This window comes from Methylocella tundrae (genome assembly GCF_038024855.1).
GTDB classification, from domain to species: domain Bacteria; phylum Pseudomonadota; class Alphaproteobacteria; order Rhizobiales; family Beijerinckiaceae; genus Methylocapsa; species Methylocapsa tundrae.
Window position 1 is genome coordinate 1,093,437 of the sequence record NZ_CP139089.1, and the last position, 26,684, is coordinate 1,120,120.

At 64.6% G+C, this 26,684-nt stretch carries 15 protein-coding genes; 4 read left to right on the plus strand and 11 right to left on the minus strand.

Annotated features, from left to right (window positions below):
• Positions 1 to 15: 15 nt before the first annotated feature.
• From SIN04_RS07635 to SIN04_RS07645, 3 genes are read right to left on the minus strand one after another with little or no spacing between them, the layout of a single operon-like run.
• Complete coding sequence (locus tag SIN04_RS07635; protein WP_341264339.1) at positions 16 to 2,367, minus strand: transglycosylase domain-containing protein; 2,352 nt, start codon at positions 2,365 to 2,367, stop codon at positions 16 to 18.
• A complete protein-coding gene (locus SIN04_RS07640; protein ID WP_341264340.1) occupies positions 2,327 to 8,128 on the minus strand; it encodes an alpha-2-macroglobulin in 5,802 nt (1,933 codons plus the stop codon). The genes SIN04_RS07635 and SIN04_RS07640 overlap by 41 nt, the downstream gene beginning before the upstream one ends.
• Positions 8,129 to 8,136: 8 nt before the next feature.
• Positions 8,137 to 13,665, minus strand: coding sequence for a hypothetical protein (locus tag SIN04_RS07645; RefSeq protein ID WP_341264341.1), 5,529 nt, complete (start codon positions 13,663 to 13,665; stop codon positions 8,137 to 8,139).
• Between the two features lie 277 nt (positions 13,666 to 13,942).
• On the opposite strand from SIN04_RS07645, the gene SIN04_RS07650 reads away from it, so the two are divergent.
• The gene (locus SIN04_RS07650; protein WP_134488021.1) at positions 13,943 to 14,788 is read left to right on the plus strand and encodes a PPK2 family polyphosphate kinase; all 846 of its coding nucleotides are present in this window, start codon (positions 13,943 to 13,945) and stop codon (positions 14,786 to 14,788) included.
• A 64-nt stretch (positions 14,789 to 14,852) separates the two neighbouring features.
• Here SIN04_RS07650 and SIN04_RS07655 read toward each other — a convergent pair whose 3' ends face one another.
• The 7 genes from SIN04_RS07655 to SIN04_RS07685 form a co-directional block, all read right to left on the minus strand.
• A complete protein-coding gene (locus SIN04_RS07655) occupies positions 14,853 to 15,473 on the minus strand; it encodes a nucleotidyltransferase family protein (RefSeq protein WP_341264342.1) in 621 nt (206 codons plus the stop codon).
• Positions 15,466 to 16,401: a molybdopterin-binding protein gene (locus SIN04_RS07660; protein WP_341264343.1), complete on the minus strand. Its 936-nt coding sequence runs from the start codon at positions 16,399 to 16,401 to the stop codon at positions 15,466 to 15,468. Before SIN04_RS07660 ends, SIN04_RS07655 begins: the two co-directional genes overlap by 8 nt.
• Positions 16,402 to 16,475: 74 nt before the next feature.
• On the minus strand, positions 16,476 to 17,498 hold the full coding sequence (locus SIN04_RS07665; protein WP_134488023.1) for an XdhC family protein: 1,023 nt from the start codon (positions 17,496 to 17,498) through the stop codon (positions 16,476 to 16,478).
• A 198-nt stretch (positions 17,499 to 17,696) separates the two neighbouring features.
• On the minus strand, positions 17,697 to 18,827 hold the full coding sequence (locus SIN04_RS07670; RefSeq protein ID WP_166795874.1) for an FUSC family protein: 1,131 nt from the start codon (positions 18,825 to 18,827) through the stop codon (positions 17,697 to 17,699).
• Positions 18,824 to 19,789, minus strand: coding sequence for an HlyD family secretion protein (locus SIN04_RS07675; protein ID WP_341264344.1), 966 nt, complete (start codon positions 19,787 to 19,789; stop codon positions 18,824 to 18,826). Before SIN04_RS07675 ends, SIN04_RS07670 begins: the two co-directional genes overlap by 4 nt.
• A 129-nt stretch (positions 19,790 to 19,918) precedes the next feature.
• Positions 19,919 to 21,559 (minus strand): glycosyltransferase, encoded by a 1,641-nt coding sequence (locus SIN04_RS07680; RefSeq protein WP_134488029.1) that lies wholly within the window; start codon positions 21,557 to 21,559, stop codon positions 19,919 to 19,921.
• 170 nt (positions 21,560 to 21,729) lie between these two features.
• Entirely contained in the window at positions 21,730 to 22,014 is a 285-nt protein-coding gene (locus SIN04_RS07685; protein WP_134488031.1) for a hypothetical protein, read from the minus strand.
• 114 nt (positions 22,015 to 22,128) lie between these two features.
• On the opposite strand from SIN04_RS07685, the gene SIN04_RS07690 reads away from it, so the two are divergent.
• Positions 22,129 to 23,001, plus strand: a complete 873-nt coding sequence (locus tag SIN04_RS07690; protein WP_134488033.1) for a DUF6502 family protein — start codon at positions 22,129 to 22,131, stop codon at positions 22,999 to 23,001.
• Positions 22,998 to 24,371 carry a DUF5666 domain-containing protein gene (locus SIN04_RS07695; RefSeq protein ID WP_341264345.1) on the plus strand — a complete coding sequence of 458 codons (1,374 nt, stop codon included), beginning with the start codon at positions 22,998 to 23,000 and terminating at the stop codon, positions 24,369 to 24,371. The genes SIN04_RS07690 and SIN04_RS07695 overlap by 4 nt, the downstream gene beginning before the upstream one ends.
• Before the next feature lie 32 nt (positions 24,372 to 24,403).
• On the opposite strand, the gene SIN04_RS07700 is transcribed toward SIN04_RS07695, so the two are convergent.
• On the minus strand, positions 24,404 to 26,038 hold the full coding sequence (locus SIN04_RS07700; protein ID WP_134488039.1) for an alpha-amylase family glycosyl hydrolase: 1,635 nt from the start codon (positions 26,036 to 26,038) through the stop codon (positions 24,404 to 24,406).
• A 58-nt stretch (positions 26,039 to 26,096) separates the two neighbouring features.
• Here SIN04_RS07700 and SIN04_RS07705 point away from each other — a divergent pair, with 58 nt between their 5' ends.
• The gene (locus tag SIN04_RS07705) at positions 26,097 to 26,678 is read left to right on the plus strand and encodes a GNAT family N-acetyltransferase (RefSeq protein ID WP_134488041.1); all 582 of its coding nucleotides are present in this window, start codon (positions 26,097 to 26,099) and stop codon (positions 26,676 to 26,678) included.
• The last annotated feature ends 6 nt before the right edge of the window (positions 26,679 to 26,684 follow it).

Genomic DNA, 26,684 nt, shown 5'->3' on the forward strand with positions numbered 1-26,684 from the left:
GATTGGCGCGATGATTTATTCGACGGTGATGCGCACGGTTTTTGACCTGCCAGGTTGCAGGGGCAGCCGCAGCTGAAACTGATGCGCGCCCTTTTGCAGCGGCCAGAACACCGGTTTGTCGGGGTCAGCGGTGGCGAAAGGTTCGCCATCGACATACCACACAACCTCGGCTGACCTCGGCTCAACCACGGCCTTGAGCGCGATGCGCGAAAGCGCCGCCGGCGCATCCGGGTTGCGCCAGATCCGGCTGTTGTTTTCCGGCGAAACGATCGACAGACGGGACTCCTCGCCCATCGGGCCTTCGTCGGCGACGCGATAGCCCGCGGCGCGCGCCCATGCCCGCTGTGAGGCCGGAATCCTGAGCCGGGACGGGCCGTCTGGGGATACGACGATTTCTTCCTCGGGCGGGATCTCCTCAGGCCGCAGCCATTCCGTCAGCGTCTGTCCGCAACCGCCGCGCGCCGCGCCAAGACTGCGCCTGCCGCCGAACAGACACAGCTCGACCGGCGCGCGGCCGGGCGGCGGCGCAAAGCCCGAATCGTCAAGATCACCTGCACGTGTCTTGTGCAGTTGGAGGAGAACGGCATGAGCGAGCCGCGCGGCGGAGCTTGCGCCGCTGAGCCGCGTCATCGTCCCGGCGTCGGCGCGGCCGAGCCACACGCCGATGAGATATTGCGGCGACCAGGCGATGGTGACGGCGTCGCGATAGCCTTGCGATGTGCCGGTCTTGATCGCCACGGGAAAAGGATATTCGAGCGGGCCATAGCGTGGAAAGCTAGGCAGACGGGCGTTTGGGTCCGAGAGAAATGAGGTGACGAGGCGGGCCGCGTCCATCGACATTGCGCGGGTCGATGGGGGCGTTTGGCTTCCCTCGAACCAGACGAGATCGCGTAGCACGCCATCATTCGCCAAAGCGCCATAGGCGCGCACCAGCCGCTCCAGCGTCGTGGGCAGCGAGCCAATCGCCATGGATGCGCCGAAACTGTCAGCCGGCGCATCGACGTCGTGAAGGCCGAGAGCGCGCAGGAAACGGAAGCTGGTCTCAAGTCCAATACTGCGGATGAGATTGATCGCTGGAACATTGCGTGAGTTCGCCAGCGCCTGACGCGGCAGCATGGGCCCGAGAAAATGACCGTCGGCGTTGTTAATGCCGGACGCGCCTTCAGGCAGATCCGCAAGGATGTCGCTTGGCCTGATGACGCCGCGATCCAGCGCTAAGGCATAGATGAAGGGTTTGAGCGCGCTGCCAGGCGAGCGCTGAGCCTTGGTGAAATCCAGCGCGCCGGCGTCGCCGCCGCCATAATCATTGGAGCCGAGCGCGGCGACCACGGCGCCTGTCTCGCGTTCGACGACCATGACGGCGACCTGCCCCGCCCCTTGACTGCGCCAGATTGCGAGATAGCGCCGCGCGAGCGCCGTCACCCGCCGCTGTAGATCGAGATCGATTGTCGCGCGAGGGCGCAGCTCCGCCGAACCGGCTGAAGCTTCCCGCTTCAATAGATTTTCATAGCGTAAAACAACATGGAGAGCATCCGGGCGCCGCGGCGCGGGCTGCGGCTGAAGTGCGGCGAGCTGGCGATGCGCAAGCGAAAGTTCAGCGCTGCTGATGACGCCTTGCCGTCCGAGTTCATCAAGCGCGCGGTGGCCGCGCCGGATCGCACGCGCAAGGCCCAAAGGCCGAAGCGGATTGAGACGCGTCGGCGATTGAGGCACGCTGGACAAGAGCGTGATCTCGGCCCAGCTGAGATCTTGCGCCGGTTTGTCGAAATAGAACCGCGCCGCATGGGCGATGCCATGGCTGCCATTGCCATAAGGCGCAAGCCGCAGATATTGGGCGAGTATCGCCTCGCGTCCATAACGCAACGTCAAAGCGAGCGCGGTCGCCGCCTCGCCGACTTTGGAGTAGAGTGTGCGCGGCGCCGGCTCCTGCATGCGCGCGACCTGCATGGCGATCGTCGACGCGCCGGAGCGGTCGCCCTTTTCAAAGCGTCGCCACAGGGCTCGCAGCACGGCGATCGGATCGACGCCGGGATGCTGTGCAAAGCGCCGGTCCTCGAGGGCGAGCGTTGCCCGAACGATGCGATCAGGCGGGTTCTCCAAGGGCCAGAAGCCGTAATCAATGCGGCGCCCGGCTGCGTTGCCGCTGACGGATGCCTCGCCGATCTGGGCGATGAAAGCGCCATGCCGATCGTAAAGAATTCGCGTCGGGGGCGGCGCGATCAGATTGGCCCGCCGCTCGATGTGTTGCCCAAAAAGACCCGCCTGCACGATCAGCGCAACGCCCGCCGCGATCGCGACGGATCGGCGCCAGCGTCGCCCTTGCGGTCTATCTGGCGATGATGATGCGTCGGCCGGCGCTGGCGCCATAGATCCCTGCCTGATACATGGTTTCGGCCTCGCCCGGCGGCTGTGTGAAGGAGCCGGCGACGATCGCCTTGGCGCGGAATGCGAAGCGATAATTGCCCTTCGGCAGCGTGTCATAGGCATAGAACACCTTGTCGTCGTTGAAGGCGGTCCATGCCGGCGCGAGCGTCGGGTCCAAAGATGGCGCCGCCTCGCGGGGCGCTGTCGCAAGGTTGGGATTGAGCGGGTCAAGCCCAGCCGCGAGCGGCAATGAAATGGCAACATGCACGCGGTCTTGCGGGTTGACCAGTTCGACGATCTCTTCGACGATGTCGCCGCGCTTCAGGCGCAGTGCTCCGTCCTGGTCCGGCGCGATCGCTTCGAGCGGCGCCCCGTCCGCCGGCACGCGATAAGATTTGCGTGTTACGACAAAGCCTTGCGAGGACGCCTGCGCAAGATATCCAGGCTCCGCCGGCAGATAGGCGGCGTCGGCGAGCACAACCGCCGGGGCGCCGCCCCCATTCTCGATGCGAACTTCGCCAGCGCCACTGATCGTGACGCGGCCAACCGGCGCGTCGGCCCCGAGCACGAGCCGCTCCGTCGCCGCGCCCTCGACGACGCTGATCGGAATCTCCGCGCCGGGACGTTTCCACGCGGCGGCGAGCGCGCGCACAGCGGCCGAATTGGCGTTGGTGCTGCCCCAGCCGTCGCCCTCGCCGAGATGGATCAAGCCATCCCGCAACACGCGTGAGCGCGAATCCTCCGGCGCCGCAAGCGCCGCCGCTCGCGTCATTTCGGCAAGGCTGCGCGCTTCCGAGGGCAAGATCTCAGGATCGCCATCGTCGGCGGCCTGACCGGCGTAAACCTGCTTGCCGTTGCGCGCGAGAATCTGCACTCGGCTCCACATATCCTGCAGCAAGGCGCCCATAATGCGCCGGTCATCTCCAGGAAGCCTCGCCGCCACGGCGGTCATCTGCGCCAATGTCACATTCGGCATGGAGGCGGCGCGCCGGCTGAGCTCCGCGGCATAGGCCGCATCAAGCTGGCCGCCTTCGGCGAGCGCCGTCAGCGCCTCGACCCTCTCGCGCAGTTCCTCGCCATTGATGAGGCGCGCATAATCCGATCTGAGCGACAGCTTCAATACGGTGGCGAGACGCTCGCTCAGCGCCTTGTCGACAGGCTCGCCGGCTTTTTGCGCGGCGATGAGAAAGCCATAGGCCCAAGCGGTAAGCGAGACGTTTCCCCGCGCGCGAGGCCAGAAGGCGACGAGGCCGTCAGGGTCGACGCTTTGAGAAATCGCGATAATTGTATTATGGACGTCATCGGAAAGTCGCCTATCGAGATCCGACGCCGCGAGCACCGCGCCGAAAGGCTTCAAAGCGAGCGCTGCGGAGGCCAGTGAAATGCGCTGCTCGGTACAGCCGTAAGGATATTCGACGAGATAGTTCAGTCCCGCGATGAGGCGCACCAGGGTCGGGTCCGCGGCGATGGTGACGGCGCGTTGCAAGGATCCGGCGCGAAGGCTCGCTGTGACGCTGGGCAGGCTGACGACGGCGCCTGCCGCGACGTCGAAAATCTCATGCCGGGTCACGCGTTGGCGGTCAGGCATCAGCGGCAGGTCGATCTCGACGGCGTCGCGCGCCTGGTCAGCGTCGCGTTGGAGCGTGAAGCGTAATTTCACGCTGTCTTTGCCGGGGGCGGCGTCCGCCACCGACACTGGAAAGTCTATGCGCGCCGGGCGATTTGGCTCCCATGCGAAACTTTGTTCAGCCGGCCCTGCAAGCTTTAATCCTTCGGCTTTGAGGCTCGCGCGGCCTGTTCCCGATGGACCCTCAACGATCCGGCCAAATAATTCAGCATCGAAGGAATCGCCATTGCGCACGAAGCGCGGCAGCGCCGGCTGCGCGACGAGATCCTGACGGATCAGCATTTCACCTGTCGCAAAGCCGAAGCGCTCGGCTCCGCTGACCGCTTTCGCGCGCAGTTTGAAGATGGTCAGGGAATCCGGCAGCTTGACCTTGATCTTCGCAATCCCATCCGCGCCGACGATCACCTTCGGCAGATAGATCGGCACAGGCGTGAAATTCTTGCGCACGGAGACGTTGTTGTCCGCCCCCCATTCGTCGAGCCCCGCATCGCCGCCGGGCGTTTCCTCCAGCGGTATGATCCCGAAAGCCATGTTGCGCGTGTCACGCGCAGCCATTGTAGTTTCCCGGTCGACGATGAAGTTCTGCAACGGATCGAGCGGGCGCTCCTTGGCGAGCGAGAGCACCGCCTGATCGACCATCCAGAACGTCGCTTCCCCCGCGATCGGCTTGCCAAGATCATCGGTCAGCTTCAATGTCACCTCGACTTCCTGCGCCGGACGCGCCTTTTGCGGATAATCGAGAGAAACGGTGACGATGTTTTTGACCGGCGTCACCGTGATCCATTTCGTCGCCGCGATGGTGATTGGCTTGCCCTGATCGAAGGGCGCGCTTGGATCGCTATCTGCGTTTGGCAGGCGCCCGCGCATGATGAGGAAATGGACGGCGAGCTTTGGCATGTCCCGGACCGCCAGCGGCACTTGATAACGCCCGAATCCATTGCTGATCTCGACCCAGTCGGCGCCGAAATGTCCGCTCGGGTCTTCGATGATGGCGAGCGCGCGGGCGTTCTGGAAGGGGCTCTGCACGATCAACGTCGCCGCCTCGCCGGGCGCATAGGCCTCTTTGTCGGTCGTGACTTCCGCTGTTTGCGCCGGCGCGCGCGCGAAGGTGACGGGGGTATCGCCCCCGACGAAGAAATCGACGCTGACCTGCTGCCGTCTTCCCGTCTTGTCGGCAGCTTCCAGTTCGACGAGATAGACGCCGGCGTCTTTTGCCTCAAAGGCGAGCTTTTGGGCGTCCTTCGCGCTCCTGACCTTTTGCTCGGCAAGCGTCTCGTCGATGATTTGCGTCACATATTTCGCGGCGCCCTGGCTGAAATCGCTCGCTTGCAGGGTCGATGTCCAGTTGCGTTTGACAAGACGAGCGGTCATCTCCAGCCCTTCGACCGGCGCTCCCTTGGCGTCCACCGCGAGAATCTGCGCATCGATCGGGCCGGGTTTTGGCTGATAGCGGGGCGTCTTGACGCCGAGCACGAAGGCCGGCAGCGCGACGACGGACACGAGATTGCGCACCTCGACGTCGTCTTCGCCGGTAACGGTCGCCTCGATCTGATAGCGGCGCGGCTGCGCGGTCGGCTCGGCGGACGGATCGAAACTGATTTTCGCCGCTCCCCCGGAATCGAGCGTCCCGTCGCGTTCGAGCACGGGCGTCGATTTGAACTTGCCCTCGCTCGAAAAGCGCGCATCGGTCGAGAAGAACCAGCCCTCGCGGCCGGGGGGAGTCCAGGCATAAGGAAACTGGCTCGCGCGCCATTTGATCGGCCGATCGGCGACGAGGCCGCCAGCGAAATAGCGCGCTATGACATCGACCGAAAATTCGCCGTCAAGCGCGACCGTTTGCGGCGCATTGAGCAGAACCTCGAAGGTCGGCAGCCGATAGGCTTCCTTCTTGAACGGAAAATCGCCGCAGGAGGTTTGAGCATCGTTCGAAGCCGCGGCGTCGCCATCATCCTCCGCCTCGGCGCCTTTGGCTTTCGGCTCGGCCGCGTCCGGCTCAAATCTGACGGAATAGTCGCCAGTCGCTGGCGTTGGCGCATCGAATTTCTGATAGACATTGCCGGTCTCGTCGATCTTGACCGGCAGGCGCCATTCCTGGCCGCCAGGTCCCGTTACGACCAGCGTCCCGCCGCCATTTGCAAGGCTGAGCGCTCCACCCTTGTAGCCGCGCACATAGCCCTTGATATGGACCGGCTCCTCGGGCCGGTAGATCGGGCGCTCGGTGAACAGATGGCAAAGGATACGCGGCGGCTCATCGCGGACGACGGCGGGATCGACGGTCCAGGCGAGCCACGGCTCCTCGGGCCTCGTCCAATTCTCCCGCGCATATTGCGCAGGACCGTTTTCAGGATCGAGCGCCAGCACGTCCAGCCCTTTGGCGACGAAGATGCGCCTGATGCGCGCCTCGACCCTTTTGGCGAGGTCCCATGTGAAGGCGCCGTCCTTATCGGTGCGTCCCGCGACAAGGGAGACATATTTATCGTCGCGCAGCCCTTCGAGACGGATTTCGGCGCCTTCCACGGGCTTCGCCGTCGAGAGCGAAGTGACGAAGAAACGCACGCGATCTGGCTCCTCGACGGCGCTAAGGCTCAAATCCGTGACCTCGACGCGCATCCAGCTGCGCTTGCCGCCTGTCAGCGGACGCATGCCGACAAGGTAGGCGCCGGGTTCGCCCACGCCCTTGATTTTGGCGAAGAGCGGCTGGAGATCGAGGCCGAACTTCGCTCTGCCGCCCCCTCTTTGGATCGGCAGAGCCCGGAGCTCCGAAACGGCCGGTGATCCAAGGGCGCCGATCCGCGCCGCAATGGCCGCGGCGTCTGCGTCCTTGTCATCGCTCCATGTGCCGGGCGCATTGCCCGGAAGCGGCGGCTCCGCCGCGTCATCGCTGGTGACGCCATCGGCGGGAAAGGGCCAGAAATCGCGAGAAAGCGGATCGATCGCGTAGATGCGCAGATCGACCTTGTCGAAGCCGGAGCCGCGCATCGGAATGAGCTGCGGTCCGAAGCGCTCGACGATTCCCTGCCGCGCGTCGAAGCCGAGATTCGGCTGCTCCGCCGCAAAGGCGAAACGCTGCAGGAAAGGCGGTCCCTCGAGAGGACGCTTGCGATCATCGTTGAGCCTTCCGGGCGCTATACGCAGCTCGTAAATCGTGTCGGCCAGAAACCGGCCGGAGAGGCGCAGATGCGGTCCATCCGCTTCGACGCTGAAACGATCGACGGGCGGCGAAATCCGCAGCGCGTCGCGAGCCTTTGTGATATCGAGCGCCTCCGGCTTCTGCGAGAATGCGACCACAAGGCTGCGTTGCGCCGCTTTCGACTGCGTCTCGTCGCCGTTCGACTCGGAAGGCGAACAGCGCAGCAGGCCTTCGAGATTGGAGCGTTCAAGGCCGCGCCCGCAATCCGCCCCTGTCGCGACGAATGGAACGGCGCTCGCCAAGCGAAGCTCGAAGGTCGGCTCGTCGAGCCCCGGCTCGTTGGAGAGTTTGAGGCGCAAGATCGCGACGCGGCCATCCGGAATGCTGTTTTTCAGCTGGACGAGATAGGATTGACCAGCCTCACCTTTGCTGTGCTGCAGGGGCAAAATCGTGAAATCCTGCGCCGTCAGAAATTGACCACCAGCTCCAGACAGGCCGGGCGAAGGGCGGATCTCGATCGCAAGCAATCTCGCCAGCGCCTCGACATCAAGGGGACCGGCGAAGGTCAGGATGATATGATCGAGATCGGCGATCGGGTCGGCGCGCTCATCGGGGCTCGTCGAGACCGGCTCCGGCAGCAAAGGGATCAGACGCACATGAAACGTCCCCGCGTCGGGCGCCGCCTCGATTTCCACAGGCTGGAGCGGACGCCACGCGTCCGCCGGGCGAAACTGCAGGGCGCGCGGCCCGAGCCATTGCCACGCCCCGGGCAGGTTGGGCGTCATTTTAACAAAACGCTCCGGCGCATCCTCGGGGCCGCCTTCTTTCGGCCCGATATCGGCTTCGAAAAAGAACGTCACGGGGTCCCAGCTGCGCAAAAAATGCTCGGGCACGACGCGCGCGCCATCGGCGCGTTGCAGCACGTCAAGCTGCGGCGCGGGCTCGGCTGAAGCAACCGACGCCAGCGCCGCTAGGAAGAGGCCGCAAAGGAGAGCCAAACGTTTCATGATGGTCCTCATGGCGCGCGGGTTGGCCTTAATCCGACGAGTTCGAGATAATGCTCCGCGACGTCGGGCGGAGGTCCGTTTGAGGGCGGCGTCAGCCCGACGAGGGCGGGACGAACGACCAGCGCCGGGCCGTCCGCCGGCGCGCGCGCTTCGATCAGATAGCGCCCCGGCTCAACTTGGCGCAATTGCGCCGGGCCTTCCCCCAGACTTCTGCCATTGGCGTCGAGCAGGCGCACTTTCGCGCTATCTGGATCAGAGCGCACGCCGACGCCGATCGTTTGCGCGCGCGGCGCGTCAAAGACAAAGAGAGCGGCGCCGCCCGGCGCCAGCGCGCGCGCCTCGCCGACGCCTTCGTTTATGGGAATAAGCGGGCTCAAGGTGACCTCCAGGGAGCCCGAGAGCGCCCCGTCGTGGGGCGAATAGACGCGCAGCCGCGCCTCTCCGGCTTCGACATAGGCGTGAAACTCGGCGCCGGCCGGAAACAATTCGGGATCGCCTTTCGCATCCTTCTGGCTCAGCGCCAGAATCACCGGCGCGGTGGAGCGCGCGTTGAGCAGCATCGGCGTCGCGGGCGCGAGCGCCAGCGTCATCGCCTGTCCCTCCAGCGAGACTGTTCGCGGCGGCTCGATCTTTTGCGGCTCCGTCGCGGGCCATGGCGATTTTTCGTCATTCTCGATCCAGGCGGCGACGAGCCCGGCGTCATGATCGAGAATGAGTTCGCCAGGCCCCGGCAGGATCAGCGAGCCGCCCTTCAAAACGGCGCCATCATCGCTGATGAAGGCGGCGCGCGCGCCCGCGGCGATGAGACGATCGCCTGCCGCGGCCTCGACCCTCAGCGACATCGAGCCCGCGGCGCCTGAAAAGAGCTTTCTTGCCTCGCCCGTAGCGAGCGGTTTGTCATCCGTTGCCGGAGTGACTGCGAATGCAACAGACGAAGCCTCAGCGCCGATGTTGACAAAGAGGATATTCGCCCAGCCGCCCGAGAGCCGGCGTGAGACCGCGCGGGCGCCGCCCCAGACCGTCGTCGCGCGATCGCCGCCGCTGAGGAAAGCAGCGGCGCCGGGCGCGAGATTGACTTCGATCTCCTTGGGGGCGCCGGCAATACGCACAAGCTGGGCGGTTCGCGGCGCAAGCGTCGCGGCATATTGCGCATCCGTTTGCGCCATCGGCTCGGCGGTGAGGTCGAAGGCCTCAAGATCGAGGCGCAACGGGCCGCCCGGGCCAGCGTTCCAGATGCGCAGAGGCTCGCCTCCGTTCAACGCCAGCGCGCCAGCGATCGGCCCGGCAGGCGCAACCCCCATCCCTTTGCCTGCGGAAAGACCCGGCTGGCCGTAACTTGATTGCGCGCGCCAGACCCGCAGACTTCCCGCCCCGGCTATCGGCTGCGACAAGGTCGCGACGTCGCCACTCGCAAGGTCGAGCGCGATATTTTTTGTCGTCGAGGGAATGGCGCCGAGTTCGACCGGGCTGCTTTCGCCGCCTCTTTTGACGAGCCACAAGCGCTCTGACTGCGGGGCGATGACGCCGCTTTTGACCGGCGCGAGCATATGGCCGAAGGCCGATCCTGCGCGCAGGCCGTCCGGCGCCTGCGTCAGGAGGAGAAGACTCTTGGCCTCCGCACTGACCGCCGCGACCTCCACCGGCGGCTCCAATCCTTCGATCGGGATCTTTTCAAGCCCGACTTGACCCGGACCTTGTATGGTCCCGCTCACCGCCCGTGCGGCTAAAAGGATGGATGCGTCGCCATTGGCTGGCCAGACGGTGACGCGCCACGGACGGCTCCCATCGCCGTCGGAGGGAGCCGCGACCACGGGCGTTCGTCCACGCTCGAAGCCGACGGAGCGCCATTGCCCGTCTGCATCCCGCCGCTCCAGGGAAAGGACGGCGTCGGTCAAGGATTGCGCCGCGACGACCAGCAAAGCGCCTTCCTCGACCGCGGGTAAAGCCAGTTGATGCGCCCCCGACCCTGCCACCGTCGCCGCACCCGTAAGGTCGAGGTCGGAGCCCTGCAGCGTTTCCGGCAGATCGAGATGCAATTCGACTTTCGTCCGCCGTTGATCCGCTTCAGGATGATCGGCGTCATCTTGCACGGAGTCGTCTGGCCCGGTTGCGTCAGAGTCCTCTGCGCCAACCACCTGATCGTCCGGTGACGCTCCATCCGATGGCGCCTCATCCGCCGTGTCATCGTCGCTTGGCTCATCGCGGGCCTCGCTCGACGCCGCCTCAGTTTTCATTGCTGCAAGGTCGAGGCGGTAGGAACCGGCCGGCAATTGGCGCGAAAGCGAGATATTCCAATCGTCGACGCGGCCGTTCAATCGTTCGATGATTTGTCCGGCGCCATCTCTCAGGGCTCCTGCTAATTCAATGGCGCCGAAGCTCGTCACGCTGACGATCCGATCGGCCCCAATGGCAAACGGAACGCTGGCGGGAAGCTCAATGAGGCGTGCGGCGCCTGGCTGCAGCTCCAGCGACTTCAGCGCGAGTTCGTAATCCAGCCGGTCGTTGCGGCCGATGCCGCGGGCGTCAATCTCATAATCGCCCGGTTGCAACTCTCCTTCGAAGCCATGCTTGAATATGATTTTCGCGATTGAACCGGATCGTTCGCCAAATCCCAGAAGCTCCGCGCTCATGCCGTCGCTGACGTCGAGCGTGACATGCGAAGGTCCCTTGAGCGAAAAGGTCCAGCGGTCGGGTTCGCGCGGCGCATCCGCGACCACCGGCTCGCGCCATTGAAATTTCTGCGCGACATCAAAACGGAGCGCGTGCGGACCATGACCTTGCGGCGCGGCCTCGTCGACGACTTCGCTGAAGCGCGCCACAACGCGCGCATCCATTTCGACGGGAGGCACGACGAGCCGGTAGCGGCCCTTCTCTATTTTTTGCTCCAACGTCGCCAAGGGGCCCGGCGGCGTCAGCGGCCAACCGTCGGCGTCTTCGAGCCGGGCGGGAAAATCCTTCCCAAGCGAGTAGAGATCGAGGCGATAGGTCGCCGTCCTCGGCGCGTCGACCGTGAAAACCGCGCCCTTCCCTTGCATCAGCGCCGCGCGGGCGCTTTGCCCGGGAGCAAGGCCCCCGGCGTCATTCAGGCTCGCACGGTGGGCGATAAGTCCAAGATGGCCCTCGGAGTCCGAGGCCTTGACCGTCACGCGATATGATCCCGCCCGAAGATAGCTTTGCAGAAGCGCGTTATGGCCGGCTCCATTGTCTTTCGCCCGATCGATCGCCGGGATGAATGTCGTGCCGATGGTGGCGGATGTCTTGAGGCGGCCAAGCGTTTCGATGCGATAAAGGCCGCCTTCTGCAACATCGAGACGAAAGGCGCGGCTTTCGTCGCGGGCGAGATCAAAAAACTGCGGTTCCTCCGGCGCGAGGCGCGGAAGGCTGGCCGGCGTCGCCACAACTGGGAGTTCGGACGGCGGCGCGACTTTCGACCATGTGAGGATAACCCGCCGATTAAGTCGGGACGCGGGAATCGTCGCGGTGAGCGTACGGCCGTCTTTGTCGGCGGTCTCATTCGTGAGGATAATGGCGATGGGCCGGCCATTGACGTCGGCGGCGGCGATGGCGCCTCCAGGCGGCGCTCGCAGCGGCACAAGAAAAGCCCCCGGCACAGCATCCGCCGCGGCCTTCAAGGGCGCCGCCTTCGCCGCTGGCTTGCCGGCCGATTGATTGGATGGCTTCTGAGCGCCCGGGCCGGTCGCCTTTGAGGCCGGCCTTTCAGGCGCGGTTCCGGCCGCCGGCCTTTTCGGCGGCAGTGGCGGCGGCGCGGGAGCCTCCTCGTTCACCGCTGGCGGCGGCGTTTCGATCTGCGCCTGCTGTTCGATGATGAGAGGGCCCGCGCCAAGATCAGCCGGTAGTTTTCGCGCACGCGGCCCAAGCGCGAGATTGGGGCCGCTGTTGCCGAAGATCTGATAATAGGCGCCCTTGTCAAAATTCCGCAGCCCGAAGTCGATCACCGTGCGGCTCGGCAAAGGAGAGGGCGCTGGCGCCAGGCCCGGCTGGCCAAAGATCAAGTCGATGACGCCAACCGCGTCGCGAACCGGCTCCAGCTTCAGCGTGTACCAACCGGCCTCGACGTCCCATTGCTGCGGTATTTTTCCGTCCGCGCGCGGCGCGTTGGTCCCGAGCAAGGGCTCGAGGACGGCGCGAACCCCGATTCCTTGCGTGCTCAATGCGACGGGACCGGAATTGGCGATCTCGAAAATCAGGCTCGAGGGGCCTCGCAGATTGAATTTGGCGCGCCACGCCTCCCCACGCGCGATGCGCAGCGCCTTGGACGCGACGACGCTGCCCTTGCCCTTGGTGAAACGCGCCAGCAGCACGGTCGCCGGCAGTTCGTCGCCGCCCTCGCCTGTGACGTCAACGGCGACGAGATGAGGTCCCGGCGCGTCGACCCGCAATGTGTCGGAGGGATTTAAGGCGCGCAACCGAAAAGCCTGCCCTTGCAGCCCGCTGACTTCGGCGGTGGCGGGCTCGTCGCCCTTGGCGGCGACGGTCAGCGCCGCGACGGGCTGGCGGCTCGCCTTGGCGATGACCGCGATTTCCGGCGAAGCATTGCCCCGCGCAACGCTGAGCTGCGCTGGCGCCGGCTCGTCAAGCTCAAGCCGGACATAGGTCGCGGGTGGCGGAATCGTGAAACGCAGGGAGCCGATGGGGCCTATCGAGCCTTCGAACCAGCCGCCAACCAGGCTTTGCGGCTGTCCGACGCGAATGTGCAAAGGGCTTTTGAGATTTCCATCGGCCCAGACGGATGGCGCGCCGCCATAGGCCGTGACGAGATAAAGTCCCGGCTCAGCGGCGCCCTCGACGCGCAGGCGCGCCATCGGATGTCCGGCCTCGGGCTCGACCGTCGCAATCGCTGGCTTCAGATCGACCAGATCCGTTCCATTGCGCCACAGCCGCAGGTCTCCCAGCGCCCGTCCGACCGCCTCGACCGAGACCTTCTCGCCCGGGCTGACGACGATCCAGTAGGAACGCTGCGCCAGATCGCCAAGTTCAGCGCTGTCCTCGCCGCCGCGCAACAGGTCGGCTTTCGCCACGCCGGCGCTGTGGAACGGCAAGACGGCGAGCTTTGCTTCGCCGATTGCGCCTTTGGCGCCAAGGCTGCGCAGCCGATAGACGCCGCGATCAAGCAGTACGTCGAGACGCCCGTCCCGGACGCCCTGTTCTCCCGCGATCTCGCCAGGGCCTGTCATCATGTCGACAAGCTGCAAGGCGACGCCGGCGCCGCTTTGAGCGCGGATGGACAATCGCCCCGGCGTTTCGACGGTGAGAAGCGTCGTCTCGTCCGTGGCTGCGGAGACGCTGGCGCGCGCGAGCCGGGCGGCGGGATCGGCCGGAGCTGGCGGAAGCTTGTCTCTTTCGAGCTTGGCGCACAGCGCGGCGTCAGCGGCGCCCGGCTTTTGACAATCTGGCGCCTGAGCCAGAGCCGCCAGGGGAAGCGCCCACCCGATCGCCAGCGTCAGCACTGGCGCAATGGCGCCTCGCCGACGACGGAGGAAAGCGCAAGCTGCGCGGAATTGACCGAACAGGCTCATCATCCCCCTCCTCGCGTAAATTCTTTCCGGCGACAAAGCCGAATGTGCGCACGGACTATGGTCCGAAGCTAGCCGTGTTTGGAGCATCTTTTGTGAATTCTCGCGGACGCTATGGAACAAATCGGCTCCCATGGAGTGTTGACGCCAAATCGGACGATCGCGGAATGGCGATGGAGCGCATAAGCTGACCAGCTCGTCCGATTCGGCGCAATCTCACAAGGATACGCTGGCGACAATCAGGCTGCGCGAACCTAGATCAATCGCGCCGGAGGCATAGATGGACTATCGCAAGACATTCTTTGTCGAACCCGATCGAAAGCTCAAACTGAACGATCTCGATCCCGCTTCAACGCCGGGATTAGACACAAAGGAGCAGGCGACGGACGCGACCGAGGCCGCGCGGCAAAGGCTCGCGCACCAGCAGAACCTGCTCTATGCAGAGAAAAAGCATTCGCTTCTGATCGTCCTGCAAGGCACTGACGCCGCCGGCAAGGATGGCGTGATCGCCCGCGCATTCGCATCCTTCAATGCGCAAGGCGTCGCCGTCGCCAATTTCAAGGAGCCGACGTCCGTCGAACTGGCGCATGATTTTCTCTGGCGCGTGCATCCGCATGCGCCAGCCAAGGGATGGGTGGCGATCTTCAATCGTTCGCATTACGAGGAGGTGCTGATTACGCGCGTGCACAAGCTCATCGACGAAAAGACCGTCATCGAGCGCATTGCGCGCATCCGTGACTTCGAAACCTTGCTCGCTGAGAATGGCGCGACGATTTTGAAATTTTTCCTGCATATCAGCAAGGAGGAACAGCTCGCCCGCTTCGAGAAGCGGCTGGTCGATCCCGAGCGCAATTGGAAGATCAGCGAAGCCGATTATGCCGAGCTGCCGTTCTGGGACGATTATGTGAAAGCGACCGAGGAGGCCCTGAACGCGACCAGCACACACGTGGCGCCGTGGTATGTCATCCCCGCAAACTACAAATGGTTTCGTGACGCCGCAATCTCGACGATCGTCGCTGATGCGCTGGAGGATCTCGGCATGCGCTTCCCAAAGCCCTCCGTCGATCTCGACGACATCAGACGAAAATATCACGCCGCCCTGCTCGCAGAGAAAGCCGGGAAATGATCGCATCCACGACGTCCGTGCTCTCACCGCGAAAGATCGCCGGATCAAGAGCGCAAGATCGAGCTCAATCCAGCTCCAATCCCCGCAACGCTTCTTTCGTGTCGATATCGATCAGCGGCGCTTCATCCTCGACGTCGCATTCGACGAGACGCTTGCCAATGGAATCGATCAAGGCCCTCGCGCCGCGATCGCCATCGAGCTTTGCGACGGCCGGGAAAAGCGCCCGGCTGAGCAGCACCGGATTGCCGCGAACCCCTCCCCGCCTCGGCGCCGCCGCCAGCGGATTTTGCGGCGCGACGTCGGCGGCATGCACAAAGGCGGCGATGAGCCGGTCGATCAAGGCGCTGGACACGAGAGGCATGTCGCCGAGCAGGATCAAGGCGCCAGCGCTCGCCGTCGGCAAGGCCGCGACGCCGCGCTTCAGCGAACTCGAAAGGCCGGCGGCGTAATCGGGGTTGATGGCGAAGGACAGATCGAGCCCTTGCAGCGCCGCCTCGACCTCGGCGCGGCGGTGGCCGGTGACGACGACGATGGGACGCGCCACGGATCGCAACGCCGCTTCGGCGACATGGCGCACGAGCGGCTTGCCGCGCAAGACGGCGACGAGCTTTGTCGCTTCCTGGGCGTCCTTTGAAAAGCGCGTCGAGCGGCCCGCGGCGAGGATGATGGCGCCGATTTCAGCCATCGCCGGCCTGCCGCGGCTGCGGGCGCGACTTGATCTCGCCCAGAAGGCCGCCGACGCCCATGCGGCATATGTCTTCCCTACCGACGTCGAGGCCCGCCAGCAGCCGGTTCAGAACGAAGTCGAAGCCATTTTCCTTCGGCGAGCGCGCGCAGCCCGGGGCGCCGATGATCGGCTTTGGCGGCAAGCCCGGCAAATGTCCAATGAGAAGAAGATTACCTGGATCGACGGGCATGCCGAAATGCGCGATGCGGCCGCCCGACTTCTCAATCGCGCTTGGGATAACGTCGCGGCGATCGGTGATCGCGCTGGCTCCAAAGACGATGATGAGATCAGTTGAAGGCACAATGCGGCCGAGAGCGCCGACAAGGGCGCGGGTCTCATGGCCGACGCGCTCTTCGAGCGCGATGGTCGCTCCCGCGCCAAGCAGCCGCGCCCTGAGCGCGTCGAGCGTCTTTTCGACGATCGACGCTTTCAATCCCGGCAGCAGGGTCGAGACGACGCCGACGCGCAGTGGCTGGAAAGGGGCGATCCTGAGCGGCGCTTCGCCCGCGCTCGCGATCGCCCGGTCGAGAATCGCGCCGGAAATGGCGAAAGGAATGATCTTCACCGTCGCCGCCATGTCGCCCGCGATAATCTTTTGAAACACCGGCAAGGTGGCGACGGTGACGCTTTCGTCAACGACATTGACGCGATCGATAGCCGCCGCGTCCACGACAAGAATCCCGCTGCGTTCGGCGATAAGGTTGCAGCGGCCGGTGAAGGCTTTATCGAGGCGAAGATGAGTTCCGGCAAGCCGTCGCGCGATGCGTCGGGCCGCCACATTCTCCTCGACGTCGCCGGCTTCGATCTCAGCCACGATAATCTCGGCGACGCCCGCGGCATTCAGCGCGGCGATATGATCCGCGCCAATGCGTTCGCCTTTCTTCAAGTTCAATCCTGGACGTCTGATGGCATGAGCGAGCAAGGCGCCTTCGGCCTTTTCAACCAGAACCGGGCCAAATCTCATGCCGCGCGTCCGGATTGCGCCATGTGCGGACCGCGGCGCAGGGCCTCGATGATTTCGCCGAGAATGGCGACGGCAATCTCAGGCGGACTACGGGCGCCGATGTCGAGCCCGATCGGCGCGTGAATGCGGCCAAGCGAAGCCTCACTGAAACCGGCGGCGCGCATACGCTCCAGCCGCCGCGCATGGGTCTTTCGCGATCCGAGGGCGCCGATATAAAAACAATCCGCGCGTAAAGCCCGGATGAGGGCTTCGTCATCGATGCGCGGTTCATGCGTGAGCAGCACGATCGCCGTCGCCGCATCGAGACTGACCGAGGCGAATGCGTCCTGCGGCCATTCCGCGACGAGTTCGGCGCCCGGAAAACGGTCCGCCGTCGCGAAAGCCGTGCGCGGATCGATGATGACGGGATCGAAGCCGGCAAGCCGCGCCATCGGCGCCAAAGCCTGCGAAATATGCACGGCGCCAACCGCTATGATGCGCGCGGGGGGCGCGTAAACGGTGATGAAGACGGCTCGCCCATCCTCTTGCGCGAGGCCGCTTTCGCGCCGGCGCAGCTGCACCGCCACTTTTTCCGCCAAAGCATCGGTGGCCAGATTGTCCGACCGAACCAGCCGCTCAGCGCCGGAGCCAAGATCGGTCACAATCGCGCAAGGGCGCCGCGCCGCGCGTTCGGCATTGATCCGTTCGAGGATTTCCGCATCAAGCTGGCGCACATGAACCTTTATGCGGCCGCCGCAGGAAAGGCCCGCCCTCCAGGCGGTCTCGTCCGCGACGCCGAACTCTAGCATATGCCGGCTCTTCGCCCCGATCGCCGCCAGCGCCTGCGTCACCACCTCGCCTTCGACGCAGCCGCCGGAGACCGAGCCGAGGAAATTGCCTTCGGCGTCGACGACGAGATGACTGCCGACCGGCCGAGGCGCGGAGCCCCAGGTTTCCACGACGGTGGCTATGGCGAGGGCGCGCCCGGCAGACGTCCAGCGTTGCGCCTCGAGGAGAATATCGTCATCCGACGCCAGCATGGCGGACCTTCTGTTCGGACAAATTTCAAGGACAATATAGGGCGTCGGCCGAGAATTGTGCAGGTTTTGGCTATCATGCTGATATCAAAAACGCGACAGCGGCGCCAAGCAAGGCCTGCGCCGGAAAACTGCGCTTGGGAAGCTTTACTCCGGCATCCATTTATCCGAAAATCGGCGCCCGGTTTTCGGAAATGATGCTCAATCGAGAGTTTCCGCCGTCTCGGATGGATTTGGCTCAAGCACCGCCATCACGAGCGAAACGGCAAGCAGCAGCAAAAGCCCGAAAAAGATGCCCCCGAGACGCTCGAGACCGGGCCAGATGCTCGTCGGCGCCCCGAATCCCTGCACGAGCGTCATGATGAACACGATCGCCGCTTGCGTGCCGACATAGCCGATGGCGCGCGGACTGGCCTGAACATGCGACCCGACCCAGACGCCCGCGCACAGCGTCAGAAGCCAAGGCAGAAACTGCGTCAGCGGCAGGGCGAGGCAAACGAGCGCGATGAGCCCGCCAAAAGAGCAGCCGATCAAGCGGTGGATGGCGCGGGCCACCATGATGCGGCCTGGATCGCGCGCCGTATCGGACGGCGCCGGAACCGCCATGACGGCCGCGATCGTGATCGCCATTTGCGACAGACTCGGCAACTCGAACCAGGCCCAGACCGGCGGGATCAGCATCACCGTGACGCCGCTTCTCAGGGCGTGCAGCGCCGCCGGCCAATGCGCGCCGAAAACCGCGCGCCAGCCAGGGGGCTTCGCCGGCTCCGGGCCACCGTCTCGCGGCTCGAGAAGGAAAGCGAGCAGAACGGCCGCGCAGACGCCGATAACGACCTCGATGACCCGATAGGCAGCGAAATGGAACGTCCCCGCGGGCGCGGTCAGCGATGTCAGGACGATCAAGTTGAACGTGATCGAGCCAAGCAGCCAGGCATAGCCATGCGGGCTCAGCTGAAATCCAAGCATGCCGAGCGATGTCGCGAGCAGGAGAAAAACGCAACAGGCGACCTGATCATAGGCGAGCCACGACGCCATGGCCACGCCGATCAAGGCTCCAGCCACCGTCCCGATGATGCGCAGGGCGCCTTTCTTGACGGAGGCGGGGCGGGTCGCCTGGCTGGACATGAAAGCGCTGATTCCCGCCCACCAGACGTTATCGACATGCATCGCCAGCGCGATGACCGTCGCGAGACCGACGGATAGAGCGGCGCTGGCGGAAAACCTCGCCCGCGGTCCCGTGAGGCTCAGCTCCTTCAGATCCGCGATCAGCGCATCGAGGAAGTCGAAGAAGCCTCGCGCCTCGCGCGCCACCGCCCTCGTCAGGACGTTCACGGAAAGATCGCCACGCGGGCGTCGGCGCCCATATAAAGATTGGCGGGAGGATCGATCAGGGTCAGCGTGACCGGAAACCTCCGCTGCAAGCGGATCCAGTCCGTCGTCGGCGCGACGTAAGGCAAAAGCTTGTCCGCGCCCTCATCGCGGCTGATGCCTCGCGCAACGCCCGCGATGCGCGCGCGATGCAGCCGCCAAGGCTCTGAATCGAGCCACACCCAGGCGATTGCGCCGATCTTGAAATGACGAATGTAATCCTGCTTGTAATTGGCGATGATGCGCCAGCCCGTCGCGGCGACAATGCCGATCAGCGGCTGATTCGCGGTCCCCGTGTCTCCAACCCGCACGGTCAGATTATTGATCGCGCCGTCGATCGGCGCGGGCGCTTTCGTGCGCGCCAGGCGCCACTCGGCGGTGGCCATTTCCGCCTCCGCCTTGCGCAGGGAGGCTTGATGCATGACGGCGGTCGCTCTCGTTGCGGCGACGGCGGATTGCGCCGAGGATAGCGCCGCCTGCGCCCGGCTCAGCGCGTCATTGGCCCTGTCGATGGTCGCTTGAGACACGTCATCGACCGCGCTGAGGCTGGCCGCGCGCTGCTGGGTGATTCGCGCGAGGCCGAGCGCCGATACCGCCGCCTTGACTGCATCGTTCGCGGCTGCGATCGAGTCTTGATCGACCTGAACCTGCGCCTTCGCTTCATCGATCTCGGCCGCGAACTGATTGACGGCGAGTTGAAATGGAACCGGGTCGATTTCGATGAGCGGATCACCCGCCTTGATCCATTGATTATCGGCCACGTGGACGGCGATGATCCGGCCCGTCACTTGCGGGGCCACGGCGACGAGGTCGGAACGGACGTAAGCGTCGTCCGTGTAGGCGACAAAGCTGGTGACGGCTTCATAGAGCGCGAAAAGCGCAATGAACGCGGCGGCGATCAGGGCAATGCGGTATGCTCGCGTCACGCTGCGTCTAAACTCCCTGCGGCTGCGAACCCGCGCGGGGTCGAGTGGCCGTTGCAGCGCAGTTTACGGCATTCTCATCGCTAAGCGAAGAGCGCGTCGGCGATCTCGCCGCACCTGACGATCTGTTGGTTAAGCGCTCCTGGAGGAGGACGCTGGATCAACGTCATGCTTCAAAACAGGAGCTACGGCGGAGCTTTCCAGAGGAGAAACCTCCGTGCGGGCGGTGAGCGGATCGCTCACCGGACGGCGCTCGGCGATCAGGGTCTCGATGTCGGTGGCGACTTCCGACCATCTGCGCAGGGGAGCCGCTTCGATGCGGCGCTGAAACAATCGACGCGTCGAGGGGTTCAGAAGCCGCTCAAGAGCCTCTTTCATGTCCTCTCGATGATGCGGAGAAAAGGATACGCAAAGATCGCGGGCCACCGGCGCGATCGACTTCGAATTCGACGCCGCGCATGGTTTGCCAAACCAGAAACTTTCGCCGACCGGCAGTCCCCATCCCTCGAAGTAGCTCGGAAATACGGTAAAGAGGCAGGAAGCGTAGAGCCAGCGCAGTTCATCATCGGTGGGCGCCTCGATGAACACGACGGGGCCGCCTTGAGCCAGTGCTTCAAGCTGCATCAAGGTCGCCTCGGCTTTCCAGCCGCGCCGTCCGGCGACGACGAGTTTTGGCAGGGCGGCGCCACGCTCCTCCGCGAGTTCGTTCCAGACGCCAAGGAGAGCGTGATGGTTCTTGCGGATCTCGATCGTCCCGACGCAGAGGACAAAATCCTGGCCTTCCAGAATTGCGAGCCGCGGCGACGCCAAGCCCGCGCGTTCGTTGCGTTCCGAACCCGGAAACTCGTCGGCCAGCGGCACGACCGAAGAGCAGGTGCGCGCGGGCGATTGATCGATCTCGCGCCTCGCCCGTTTCAGTTCGCTCCGGTTCAATTCGGTCGTCACGACGAAATGCGCGGGCAGGCGCAGCGCCTCGCGATATTGCCGCGAGAAATCATGACCGGTGAAAGCCGGCATCGAAAGCGGGATCAAATCATGGAACAACACAATCAGATTGGCGCTGTTGGCGGCGGTCCGTTCGCAGAGATCGGCGATCCCCTTGTTGAGCCAGAACGCGCCGCCGATGAACAGGCTGTCCTGCGCCTTCACGTCCGGCATAGAGGCGTGGTGAGGGATGGGCAGCCGCCGCCGGCGCCTCGTAATGAGGCGTTGCACGCCCTCGCGGCTGAATTTGAAATCCGAGAAGGTTTCCTTGAGCAACGCAAAGGCCTTGTCGATGTCGCCATCCGCCTCTTTCAGCAAGGCGCCGAGTTCGCACCATTTTTTGCGATGGAGACCGAAGACGCAAACAGCCGGATTCATTGAAAAAAGGCGGGTCGCGATCTCCAGCTGGACGCGCGGAATGCCAGCGCAGCTATCGTGCCAGATCGCGTGGCAAAGAACGTCGGTCAGATCGACATAAATGCGCGGAGCCAACGCTTCCAGAGCGGCCGGCACGCTGCTGGCGCAGCGCCGGCGGGCGTTGGTCCGGCCAGTTCCGAAGCCCTCGCGCGCGTCCCGCTCGTTCTCGCCAACCGACAAACGCGGGCCGCCCATCGCCGGAGCAAACTTGAGAGCGGCATTCGTCAGCCACGCAAGGAGGAACGTGCGAACCGCATAGGGCAACGCAAGCGGCAAACGCAAAGCACGCGTCAAGGCAAAACCTAGAAGGTCCGCCGCGCCCGAGAGTCCAGCTTTGTGAGCGTCGATGGTCTGCGAGAGATGAACAAGCATCTGACATGTCCTTTTAGATGGGCGACCGCCCGCATTCGCCGCCGCGTGATAGCGGGCGGTCGCGCAAGGGCGTTGCTCGGTTTGATCGAAGGGCGCTTAGGGCGTCCGAAATCCTTTCAGCCGTCCAAAAGCCCTATTCGTCCCGTTATGTATCTGTTTTTACGTATGTTTCAGTCGGACGCGCTCGACATGGGGAAGGTTGCGCCGCCGCCAACCCGCGCGGCTGAGAGGTCAAGCGGCCAGGCGCGCGTCAGCGTCAATTCGGCCTCGGCGTGGCGCGCCGCAATCGCCATAGGCGCGATCAGCACGATCGCCGCGACGGCAAAAGAGACGCCCCGCCACAACGCCCGGATGTGGAGAGAGAACTGCGGCAATGCGGCGTGCGTGTCGTCCCTGCGGGGGCGTGGATAACGTCGCGCGACCGTCTCATGGACAAAAGAACAACTGCGCAGCATGGCGGCTCCTTGCGTGGGAATATTTCACACGCAAACATTACGTGGGTAATTTTCCCACGTCAATGCGATTTGTGGGATTGTGTCCCACACCGATTTCCGTCATACGGTCAATCAATGGATCATCCGCGAAACAACGCGCCGCCAAGCGCAGACAGGCTGCACGCACCGATCGCGCGACTGCTGCGTCCGCTCGTTCGGCTGTTCATCCGGAGCGGAATGACCTTTCCCGGCCTCGTTGATCTTCTGCGTGAGCTTTACGTGAACGTCGCGGAATATGATTTCGTCCTGCCCGATAAGGAGCAGACAGACAGCCGCGTCAGCCTGCTCACGGGCATTCACCGCAAGGAAGTGCGTCGTCTGCGCGGCGCCGGCGCGCCGATCAGCGCCACGCCCGCCGCCGTTTCGCGCGCGAGCCGCATCATTGCGCGCTGGCTCGCCGCGCCCGAATTTACCGACGCCGAGGGCCGCCCGCTCGCCCTGGCGCGCGCCGCCGATCAAGGCTGCGCAGAGCCTTCGTTCGAGGCTCTTGTCGCATCCGTCACGCGCGACGTTCGCCCGCGCGCCGTGCTCGACGAATGGCTCGACCGCAAGCTCGTCGAGATCGACGCCGACGGCCGCATTGTCCTCGCCGAGTCGGCCTTCGTGCCGCAGGGCGGCTCGGATCAGCAGCTCTATTATTTTGGACGCAATCTGCATGATCACGTTGCGGCGGCGGTCGCCAATGTGCTCGGCGAAGGCCCACGCTTCCTGGAGCGGGCGGTGCATTACGATGGATTGTCGGACGGTTTGGCCGAGAGCCTCGAGAAACGCTCCCGCGAAATCGCCGTAGCGGCCTTGCAGGAGGCTAATCGCGAAGCCCATGCGGCTTGCGCGCAGGATCCCGGCGGCCGTCACCGCTGGATCATGGGGGTTTATATTTATCGCGACGAGGACGCCTCCGCCGAGGACGCGCCGCAGATCGAGGCGGGGGGAGACACGGCGTCTTGAGCGTCCCGCCTCCATTAAGCCGCAGAAGCTTTCTTGCCATTTTCGCGGCGCTGCCTGGCGTCGCGGGCTGGGCGCCGCGCGGCATCGCAGGACCGCGCGATCAGGGCATTGGCGGCACCGGCGCGACCTCCGGAAACGAGGATGACGGCGATCGCGGCATCGGCGGCACCGGCGTCATCGGGACGATCCGGCGCTTTGGCAGCATTATCGTCAATGATCTGCGCATCGCCTATCCGAAGGATGTGACCGTCAAAATCGACGGCGAAGACGCCTCCGCGGCCGCCCTCAAGATCGGCCAGGTGGTGCGCGTCGTCGCGGTCGCGGACGACGATCATTTCTCGACGCGTCGCATCAACGTCACCAGCGAGGTTGTCGGCCGCGTCGAAAAGACCGGCGCCAAAAGCCTTACGGTACTAAGCCAAACCGTGTCGATCGCCAGCCTGCCCCCCGCGCAGCGGCGGTGGAGCGTCGGCGATCATGTCGCGATCAGCGGTCTGCGGCGGCCGGACGGGTCGATTGTCGCGAGCCTCATCGAGAAACGCGGGACGAGCCTCGAACAGGTCGCCGGACCCGTTGCAATCGCCGCCGACGGCTCGCCGATGGTCGGAGGCCTCAAACTCACCCGCGTCGATCCCGGCCTTATCGGTCAACGCGCGGTGTTGCGCGGGCGCTTGACCGATGGCGCCTTCAACGTCGCCCACGGCGAGAGCGAGCGCACCCTGATCGGAAGCGGCGTGTCCAAGCTTTCGATCGAAGCCTACGTGGAACGGCAAAGCAATGGATTGCGCCTCGGGTCGGGATTGCCCGTCGATGACGGCGCCATCACCGCGCTGCCTCTTAACCGGACCGTACTCGCCGTACTCGAAACCGGGGTCGGCCGTGGCGGCGAATGGCGCGTCAATTCTGTGCGCTTTGGCGGCGGCGCCGGAGAGCCCGGCCACTCAGGGCCGCCGCCAGGCAATGGCGGATCGAATGGCGGATCAAATGGCCCAAGCGGCGGCAAAGCTGGCGCGCCAAATGGCGTCGGCTCGCCCGGATCGCGGCATCTAACGCCGCTCGGCCCTCACGGGTCTTTTGAGAATCCCGGCGGGTCAACCGCGCCGGGACGCCCCGGAGCCCTCGGCGGCTTTGGGACGCGCGAAGGCGCGGGAATCGCGAACCCTGCTGGTCAAGGCGGATTTGGCCCCCCCGGCGGAGGGCCGGGCGCCGCGGGCTTCGGAGCTCCGGGCGGCTTCGGCGGCCCCACGGGCGGCCCGGCCCCCGGAGGATTTGGCGGTCCTGGCGGGGGCTTTGGCCCTAGCGGCGGCGCGGGTCCCGGCGGGGGCTTTGGCCCCGGGGGCGGCGGCGGTCCCGGGGGCGGTCGGCCTTAGAGCATCGTTCGCCCGCAAGCCAAGGGCGTCATTTAAGAGGCGTCAAACATCAGTCCTTCGTCGGCGCGAAGGGTCGACGAACCGCGCGAGGCTTCGCCAGCCCGATCGCAGTTCGTTGAAATCACGATCCTCAATTCTGGCAAATCCGGCGGGATCGGCCAGACCTGCGCGGCGGCGCCTAAATTCAGCACGACAATCGTTCGCTCGCCTTCATCGCGCCGCTCATAGGCGAGCAGATCGCCGCCGCATGGAAGGCGGCGCCACTTCCCGCGCGACAACGATCGCCTCGCGCGACGATAACGCAAAAGCGCGCGCACGAGCGATAGGATAGAGGTTGGGTCGGCGCCAAATTCCGCGACATTGCGCCGGGGCCAGTCCGGCGTCAGGGGCAGCCAGGGCTGATCCGTCGAGAAACCGGCGAAGGGGCCTGCGTCCCATTGCATCGGCGTGCGCTCAGGGTCGCGTCCGACGCCGAGGCCCGGCTCGCGCAAGGCCCAGGGATCGCGGATTCGACTCTCGGGAATCTCGACATTTTCAATTCCGAGTTCATCGCCATAATAGAGCGTCGGCGTGCCGCGCAACGTCAAAAGCAGCATCGCCGCCACGCGCGCCTGCCGCGGCCCGACGCGCGCCGCGATGCGCGGACGATCGTGATTGCTGAGCACCCAGTTCGGCCAGGCGCCGGGCGGCAACGCGCCCTCATAGGCTTCGATCATCTCGCCAAGCGTTGTTGCGATCCACGGCGCCTCGATGAGCTGAAAATTGAATGGCAGATGCGCACCGCCAAGGCCGTTCTCCGACGCTTCGCCGTAATAGGCGATCACCCGCTGCATCGGCAGATAGATTTCGCCGATGAGGAGACGATCGCCGAACTCCTCCAGCACTCCGCGCATCTCGGCGATCACGCTATGGACCTCGGGCTGATCCGCCGAATGAATTTGCAGAAAGCGTTCGATTTCCGGTTGCTTCGGCGTCCATGCGTGGTTTTTCGGATTGTCGCGCAAGGCCTCATCCTTGATGAGATGCCAGATCACGTCGACGCGAAAGCCGTCGACTCCGCGCCGCAGCCAAAACCGCAGCACGTCCTGCATGGCGGCGCGCACTTCGGGATTGCGCCAATTAAGGTCCGGCTGTTCGGGCAGGAATGCGTGGTAATAATACTGGCCGCGCGCTTCATCGAAGGTCCAGGCGGAACCGCCGAAATTGCTGATCCAGTTGTTGGGAGGACCGCCCCCCGGCGCACCGTCGCGCCAGATGTACCAATCTGTCTTGGGCCCCTGCCCTGACCTGCTCTCCTTGAACCAGGGATGTTCGATCGAGCTATGGTTCGGCACGAAATCAAGGATGACTTTCAGCCCGCGCGCATGGGCGTCGGCGACCAGAGCGTCGAAGCTTTCGAGCGATCCGAAGATGGCGTCGACCCCGCAATAATCGGAGACGTCGTAGCCGAAATCATACATCGGAGACGGATAGAAAGGCGAAACCCAGATCGCGTCGACGCCAAGCCAGACAAGATAATCGAGCCGCCGTCTGATCCCTTCGAGATCGCCGACGCCGTCGCCATTCGAGTCCTGAAAGGAACGTGGATAGATTTGATAGATCACGCCGTCGCGCCACCAGGCTCCGGGCGTCGAAGGATTCCGGGGCGAGGTCGAAGCAGCCGTCATAAAATCTTCATCTCTCAATGTTCGATAGGCGGGCAATCTTACGCCGGACGTTTTGCCCATGCTCGACCAGCCGCTTCCTGTCATCGTGCGCCCATCGACCGAGCAGGACGTTCCCTTCATGGTCGACATTTATGCCTATCATATCCAGAACGGCCTCGGCGATTACAATGCCGAGCCTTTGCATCCGGACGACATCAAGCGCCGGCGCAAGGCGATGTTGAAACGCCGTCTTCCCCACATCGTCGCCGAACTCGGCGGGGTCGTCATCGGCTACGCTTACGCCGTTCCATTTCTGAAGCGTCCGGCCTATCGCTACGCCGTCAAGCACTCGATCTATGTGCATAAAGATCACCTTAATTCCGGCGTCGGCCGCAAATTGCTGCCGGCTTTGATCGAGGCCTGCGCCGGCGCTGGCTACCGCCAGATGATCTGTTACGTCGACAGCGCCAACGCGCCCTCGCTGCGTCTGCACGAGGCGGCGGGCTTCGAGCGCGCCGGCCTTTTGAAATCGGTCGGCTTCAAATTCGGACGATGGACCGACACGGTCCTCCTGCAGCGACCTCTCGGATCTGGAAACACCTCGCTTCCGGGCAAGCTCGAAAACGTCTCGGACGAAGGCGGCGCGCAGACGATGCATTGAAATCGG